Raw genomic sequence first — 7145 nt, 5'->3', positions numbered from 1 at the left:
ATTACGGAATACCACTTTTCAAACATCCTCTAAGGAATAGGAAAATAAAAACTTTGACAATATTGATTTATACAGTTAAAAACTGTAAATGCTCTCCGGGTTTTGAGAGGAATGTCTGCGGAGTCCCTTGAATTTGTACTTGACCTTTTTCGATGAGAACAATCCAATTAGCACGATGAATGACGCTAGGACGATGGGTAATTAAAATTGTGGTTTTACCTGTACGATGTTCCAAAAGACGATCTAGAACATGAGCTTCACTCATGGGGTCTAGTCCGGCGGTAGCTTCATCTAAAATAAGTATAGGTGGATTTGTGAGAATTCCGCGAGCGATCGCTAATCTTTGTCTTTGTCCCCCAGAAAGATTTGCACCAAACTCCCCTAATACGGTTTGATATTTATTCGGTAATTGACTGATAAAACCATCTGCATCAGCAATATCACAAGCTTCAACTATGTCTTCAAAAGAAATATTAGGTGTACCCAAACGGAAGTTTTCCAAAATTGTCCGACTCCAAAAATGAGGTTCTTGGGGAACATAAACTACTTGCTGTCGGTAACAATCTAAAGCAATATCTTGAATATTAAAAAAGCCGATGCGAATATTACCAGAATCTGGGACATATAAACCAGCTAATAATTTAGCTAAAGTGCTTTTACCACAGCCAGATTTACCAATTAAAGCAATAGTTTTTCCTCCAGGAAGCTGAAGAGAAAAATCATCTAACAAGTCAATTCTACCTGCGTGATGAAATTGAAGATGAGAGCAATTAATATCTGCCACACTAGAAATTTGTGCAGTTGGCTTTTGACTTCCTCCCACCACTTCCGGTGTCGCATCAATAACTTCTAATAATCGAGAAACTGCTGTTTGGGAACGAAAATATTCATCAACAAAGCCAACTAATGAGTTGATTAAAGCTAAAACATTGACTTGCAAAGTATTAAAAGCTAACATTTGTCCAATGCTTAAATTGCCTTTAATTACTAACATACTCCCCAATCCTAACAAGATAACACCACCAATTGTAGATATAATTTTAGCAATAGTCCCGTTGATAATTGCTATTTGAACCGTACTAAAAGCCAGATTTGCTAGACGACCAAACCGACTTTGAAATTCATCCCAAAATTGAGGAGCAGCATTTGTAGTTTTAATTACCTGTGCGCCCTTAAATGTTTCGACTAAAACACCTTGATTTTCTGCTCCTAAAACTAAGAGACTGCGGGTTTTTTGCTGAAGAATTGGTAAGAAAGGTAAGGTTGATAAAGTCATAAAAGCAGCAATTAATAAAACTGCTATTGTTAATTGCCAGCTATAAAATAACATTAAGCAAAAAGAAATCACAGCAATAAAAAATTGGCTGGGTAAAACAATCACAATCTGGGATACTAATTGGTTAATTTCGCCAATATCTCGGAGTCGGCTAGTAATTTCCCCACTGCGACGAGATTCATAATAATTTAAAGGTAATTGCAGCAGTTTACGACCAAATTCCAAGACTAAACCCAATTGTAATCTTTGCCCAAAATGAGAAATCATTAAGGCTTGAAATACTTGTAAACCTCCACTAAATAAACTCATAACTACGACTGCGGAAACTACAACAGTGAGTAATTGCACATCTCCACGCACGAGAACATCATCTGTCAATAATTGAATTAAAACAGGAGTTCCTAAAGCTAGTAAACCCAGGACAATATTAATCATTAAAACCTGAGTTAACAAACCACGAAATGGTAAAATCCGGTAAAAAAACCGCGTGATACCACCTTTTGATTGTTCTTGGGGTTGTTCAAAAAAGCGGTCTGGATCTGGCTCTAATAAGAGCATTACGCCATTCCAAGCATTGGTTAATTCTTCTTTGGTCAGATAACGAAGTCCCACAGCCGGATCGGCAATAACGTATTTTTTGCCTTTTTTACCATATAAAACTACCCAATGATAGCCTTGCCAATGGATAATTGCAGGTAATGTAATTTCTGTAATTCTGTCTATGATTTCTGGAGAAGCTTTGACCGCTCTAGCATTGAAACCGAGATTTTCTGAACCTCGTTTTAAACCTAATAATGTTGTTCCTAATTGTCCAGTCCCCACAGCTTCTCGGCTTTTAATCATGCTTAAAAAGCGTCCATAGTGCTTGGTAATAGAAACTAAACAAGCTGCCCCACAGTCTTCTTCACTTAACTGTAAAGTACACTGATAATTTTGATGATTTTTAAAGATATTGAACATAATTATCCAAAAAAGTTTAGTAGGTTGAGTTGACGATAGGAAACCCAACTTTATGCAAGTCTTTGTTCTATTGTGCTGTTTTTGTCGGGTTGTGCTATTACTTAACCAAACCTCAATCCTTATTTATAAATTGGTGATTAATTTACTTTTTCTGAGAATAAATTGCATGATAGTTTCTTGACGAGAAATAATGTCCGCGCGTCCTTCCATACCAGATTTGAGATCACATACATGATTTCCTTTTGCTAAAAATAGATTTTGTGGTTCAATATTTATTTGATAAGTAGCTACCTGGGGTGTGCTAATAATGGAATTATTTTGGGGAATTGCGAGAACATCTGCTCCAATTGTTTTTACAGTTCCCTTGAGAGTTCCATAGTCTGGATAGGGACAAGCTGAAACCTGCATTTGTACTATTTGACCAGGTTTTACTTTGTCAATATCTTTAGCAGAAACTTGAGCTTTAATGATTAAAGGAGCATCCACGGGAGCAATTTGAGCAAGAGCTTCACTGAGTTGGACAACCTGTCCAGGATTGCGAAGTTTGAGCTGCATGAGTGTGCCATTAGCTGGGGAACGAATCACACTTTTATTTAACTCATTGTCTAACTGTTGTAATTCTTGATGAGTGCGAATCTGTTGTTTTTGTAATTCTAACCGTTGCTGAATTAATGTTTCTCGTTCTTTTTTTAAAGCGGCTAAATTGCTTTCACCTCTGGCTTTTTCCTGCCTAATTTTTTCTAAAGCAATTGTCACATTTGCATTACTGGGATTAACGGCAATTTTGGCTTTTTGTAAGTTTATTTGGGCTAATTTAACAGCTTGTTCTTTTTCTTCTTGGAGATTTTTAGTGCTAGATTTAGCTTGTTCCAATTTGGCTTGAGCCGATTTAACAGCTTGTTCTTTTTCTTCAACTAAATTGCGAGATATTGCTCCTGATGTAACTATACTCTGTAAGCGATCGCGCTGTAAAGTAGCCAGTTTTAATGCTGCTTCTGCTTCTTGGACAGTGGCTATTAACACCCTTTCTTTTTGTAATCTTGCTAGTTGCTCATTTGCTAAATTTATCGCTATTTTAGCTTGTGTCATTTCCGCACCAGCTTTAATTTGCTGATCGTTATAGTTGCGCTTAGTTCCAGCCAATTCAGCTTGTACAGCTATAATTGTCCGCTCATTTAAGTTGGTTTGAGAAATTATTTGAGTATTGACCTGATTAATTTGAGCATCAATTTGAATAAGTTGTAATTGACTTTGCTGGATAGTATTTTGCAGTTGTCTTTTTTGAGATTGCAGTTGGGAGTCATCAATATAAGCAATTATTTCTCCCTTATTTACTAGCTGATCTTCTTTAACGACAATTCTTTTCACAGTTCCTGTCATGCCAGATTCAACTAACCGTAATTCTCCCAATGGTCGGATAGTTGCAGGAACTTTAACTGTGATGTTGTAATAGAGGACAGAACTAAGACTCACAGCCACTACAAACATACTAATCATCACCCCCCCACCGATATGAATCCATTTACCGATATGGGGGAGAAACTCATTAGCTTCTAGTATATGCAAATCCTCTGTAGTCGAGTTATTTAAATTATAGGGAGAATTGTTATTTTGACTCTGTAAGGAGTTCACGGGATTACACCTTTGATTAGAACTAAAATAGTCTCACCTAAGATAGAAATTACTACTATCATGCAGCCGAAAAGTAACTATCTTAGGTAATAAATTGACAGCAATAAAAACAATTAAATTTCTCTATTCACATTGTGAAAATTAATTTGATCATCGGTTATAATTTAGTGGAGGGGGTAGAGATGGTTATGCCCTAGTTGTGGGAATTATCTTTCTCAAATGTTCGACGCGGATTAAGCGTGAAGAAAATGGGGGAGAAGAATCAAACTTTCTCAAAGTCCTCACTTACGTTGAGCAAGTTATTGTCATCTCCTCTAACCCCCTTTGTTGTTTAAAAAAGTTGTTGACTAGCAGTGCAGAGCGGCGAAAATAACTAACCATTAAAAATCTTTAAAAAGCTGGTGTAATTTGCTTTTTTGATTTTCAGTTGTTTATTTTCAATTCCACTCTGCGGTACTAGTTGAGTCCTGCTTGGAAGGAAACTTATAGGCTTACTAGCCCATACTTACGCAAGAATCGCTTCGGTTCCAGTTGCGTTTGCAACTGGAGGTAGGGGTAGTGGGGTGGCAATTGCAGGTACAGCACCGCGGCCACCGCCGTCGCCTGGTAATACGGCTGGACCTAAAGCCCCTACACCAGCAGGAAGGTCTGCACCTAAACCTAAGAAATCTTGTCCCGCAGTTAGAATGGTATTAGCCTTACCTGCGGAAGTAGCACTGCTACCTTGAGGACCGGAGACGCTTGTTCCCATTAAGAGCGATCCCTTGTTAGCATAGTTACTAGCAGCTAGTTCAAAGTCAGCCCCACCAGTCACTATTTCTTGTTGTTGATCAGATAAAGCAACAAGCAAATCGGATGCGTTGATTTGATTTAACACAATTATTAGCCTCACTTACGTAATTAGGTGTTCCATCACCTAACAACTCAACTATAAGCATTGTTGCCTAAGAATTCATAAACCTACGGGTAGAAAATAAAGTTTGCAAATTTACCTCTAAAAGTAGAGACAAAATACTTTTTAATTACTAGAATAGTATTATTAAAAGATTAATCCTAGCTCACATAAAATCTGCACAATGTATATTTGTTGTTTTTACAGAAAACTCTGAATATATGAATTTATTCGGATTTCTACTCAACATAAAATTAAATATCTATGTTTTTAGATATCTCTAATTTCAGAAAAATCATTTTGCTAGATCAGGAATTATTCAGTAATGAGAGAGTAACTGATTTAACAGATAAGCACAGGTAGCACTACCGATAGGAACTGTTAAATTATCTATGCCCAAAAAAGAAAAGGCTTCTAAAATCGTGGCGATTACGGCGACAATTAAGGAAACCATCCAAGTTTGCCAAATATTACCTTGAGTAACCAGTAAAAGAGTTACACAAATAAAATAACTAATTAAAGTCACTGTTAAAGAACCTTCCCAGCTTTTTTGAGAACCAAAAACCACATATTTATGTTTACCAAACCGTTTCCCAATTAAAGCAGCTAATCCATCTCCCCAAGCCATAGTCATAATTCCTAAAACAGCATATTGGGGTTGGTGTAAATACCAAAAAATACCCACTAAAACACCTATACTCACAGCGTAGAAAAATGTTCCCAAACTTTGACGACCGACACTATTAATACCAGGAAGGATAGGGAATTGATAAGATAACAAGGTGATAATACCCGCAAAAATTGCCGCAGTAATTCCCACAAAAGAGGGAATATCTAACCACCAAGCAATTAAAATTACGTTACCTGTACCAATATGCACGATTTTACGAATGATTTCCGGTTCACTATCAGTAAAACGACTAACTACCCAAGCAATGCAGATAATTAATCCTACCCAAGCCGCAGCGGGGGCAATTTGCAGCGACAATGGGGAAAGGTTTTCTAAGCTGAGGAATGTGTTAAACAATGAGGGAATAGAGGTATTTTTAACTTTAATTCTACTTTATGAGCTTTGGACATGAAAATATTATTGATTTGGCTAATTAAGGGTTATCGCTTCTTTATTTCTCCCCTGTTTCCTCCAACTTGTCGCTTTCAACCGACTTGTTCTATGTATGCGATTCAAGCTATTGAACAGTTTGGGGTATTTCGGGGTGTTTGGATGGCTATTATGCGGATTTTACGCTGTCATCCTTTTCATCCAGGAGGTTATGATCCTGTTCCAGATCTGAAAGAAAAATCTTGTTGTCAGCATGAAGAGTGAACACGGATTTAAGGTATTACTGGATTACACGGATAGTTTTTTGGGAATTTCTGATTCAGAATATGATTTTATCGGGCTTCCCCCCCCGCTTCGCTAACACGCTCCAGGCGCAGAGTCTCAGAGAGTCAGAGTTTGAAAGCATAGAATTTCACAAGCGTTAAAAAAAGAGTTAAAAATTAGCAATTAAAATGCGACCTTATTACCAAATCCCCATTATTGAATGTGGTGAACCTTTAGTTAAGATTCCTCTAGAATTGTTTGCGGTGGAATCTCCTCACCCTTATCAAAAGTTAGGTGCTAATTATGGCGGACACTCACCTTATTACTTGCGTCAAAGTGTTGTTGAAAATTTAATTCAGGCGCAAAATCATTTACAATTACTACATCCCCATTGGTCTATTCAAATATTCGATGCTTATCGGCCTGTGGCTGTGCAGCAGTTTATGGTAGATTACAGCTTTAGGGAAGCGTTGCGAGAACGGGGTTTGACGGAAAAGGAATTATTACCCCAGCAACGGGAAGATGTATGGACAGCGGTTTATGAAATTTGGGCTGTACCCAGTTTAGATATGAACACCCCTCCTCCCCACAGTACGGGGGCTGCGGTGGATATTACTCTAGTCAATGATGTTGGGGCAATTGTGGATATGGGTTCACCCATTGATGAGATGTCCGAGCGATCGCATCCAGAATATTATATTCATAGTCATCAAGGCTATAATGCTAACCGGCAATTATTACGGGATGTAATGTTAAAAGCTGGATTTCAACGCAATCCTAGAGAATGGTGGCATTTTTCTTTTGGTGATCAAATGTGGGCTTGGTTATATAATCAATCTCATCCCGAAACTCTGATGACAGCCCGTTATGGACGATTAAGTTAAATGAATTTATGTTTCGCGCAATCTCTCTTAGAGATCCCGCAGGGTAGGCACAAAGGAGCAAAGACGCAAAGTTTGATATTTTCAATAGGTTGTGTTATAATTTTTGATGCTACTAGTGAAGTTTTTATAAGGGAAATGCCGAAAACCCTTGAAGATGTAGCTGACTAAGTCAGCTAC

6 protein-coding genes are annotated in these 7145 nt (G+C 37.6%); 2 read left to right on the top strand and 4 right to left on the bottom strand.

Annotated elements, in window-relative coordinates:
- Window positions 1–67 precede the first annotated feature (67 nt).
- The 4 genes from FJR06_RS09290 to FJR06_RS09275 all read right to left on the bottom strand — a co-directional run bounded on the left by FJR06_RS09290 (window position 68) and on the right by FJR06_RS09275 (window position 5787).
- The gene (locus tag FJR06_RS09290) at window positions 68–2236 is read right to left on the bottom strand and encodes a peptidase domain-containing ABC transporter (protein WP_015081357.1); all 2169 of its coding nucleotides are present in this window, start codon (window positions 2234–2236) and stop codon (window positions 68–70) included.
- 123 nt (window positions 2237–2359) lie between these two features.
- Window positions 2360–3868 carry an HlyD family efflux transporter periplasmic adaptor subunit gene (locus tag FJR06_RS09285; RefSeq protein ID WP_168651296.1) on the bottom strand — a complete coding sequence of 503 codons (1509 nt, stop codon included), beginning with the start codon at window positions 3866–3868 and terminating at the stop codon, window positions 2360–2362.
- Between the two features lie 505 nt (window positions 3869–4373).
- Window positions 4374–4745 (bottom strand): CTB family bacteriocin, encoded by a 372-nt coding sequence (locus FJR06_RS09280; protein ID WP_015081355.1) that lies wholly within the window; start codon window positions 4743–4745, stop codon window positions 4374–4376.
- 334 nt (window positions 4746–5079) lie between these two features.
- Window positions 5080–5787 (bottom strand): diacylglycerol/polyprenol kinase family protein, encoded by a 708-nt coding sequence (locus FJR06_RS09275; protein WP_015081354.1) that lies wholly within the window; start codon window positions 5785–5787, stop codon window positions 5080–5082.
- Between the two features lie 51 nt (window positions 5788–5838).
- Between FJR06_RS09275 and yidD the strand changes: the two genes are divergently transcribed.
- On the top strand, window positions 5839–6084 hold the full coding sequence (gene yidD / locus FJR06_RS09270; RefSeq protein ID WP_168651295.1) for a membrane protein insertion efficiency factor YidD: 246 nt from the start codon (window positions 5839–5841) through the stop codon (window positions 6082–6084).
- 188 nt (window positions 6085–6272) lie between these two features.
- Window positions 6273–6968, top strand: a complete 696-nt coding sequence (locus tag FJR06_RS09265) for a M15 family metallopeptidase (RefSeq protein ID WP_168651294.1) — start codon at window positions 6273–6275, stop codon at window positions 6966–6968.
- The last annotated feature ends 177 nt before the right edge of the window (window positions 6969–7145 follow it).

It is taken from the genome of Dolichospermum sp. UHCC 0352 (assembly GCF_009711925.1).
GTDB lineage: Bacteria > Cyanobacteriota > Cyanobacteriia > Cyanobacteriales > Nostocaceae > Dolichospermum > Dolichospermum lemmermannii.
This window is presented reverse-complemented; position numbering and strand designations above follow the sequence as displayed.

Coding starts and splice junctions, on each gene's coding strand:
- FJR06_RS09290 (WP_015081357.1), bottom strand. CDS start 2,236: ATGTTCAATATCTTTAAAAATCATCAAAATTATCAGTGTACTTTACAG.
- yidD (WP_168651295.1), top strand. CDS start 5,839: ATGAAAATATTATTGATTTGGCTAATTAAGGGTTATCGCTTCTTTATT.
- FJR06_RS09265 (WP_168651294.1), top strand. CDS start 6,273: ATGCGACCTTATTACCAAATCCCCATTATTGAATGTGGTGAACCTTTA.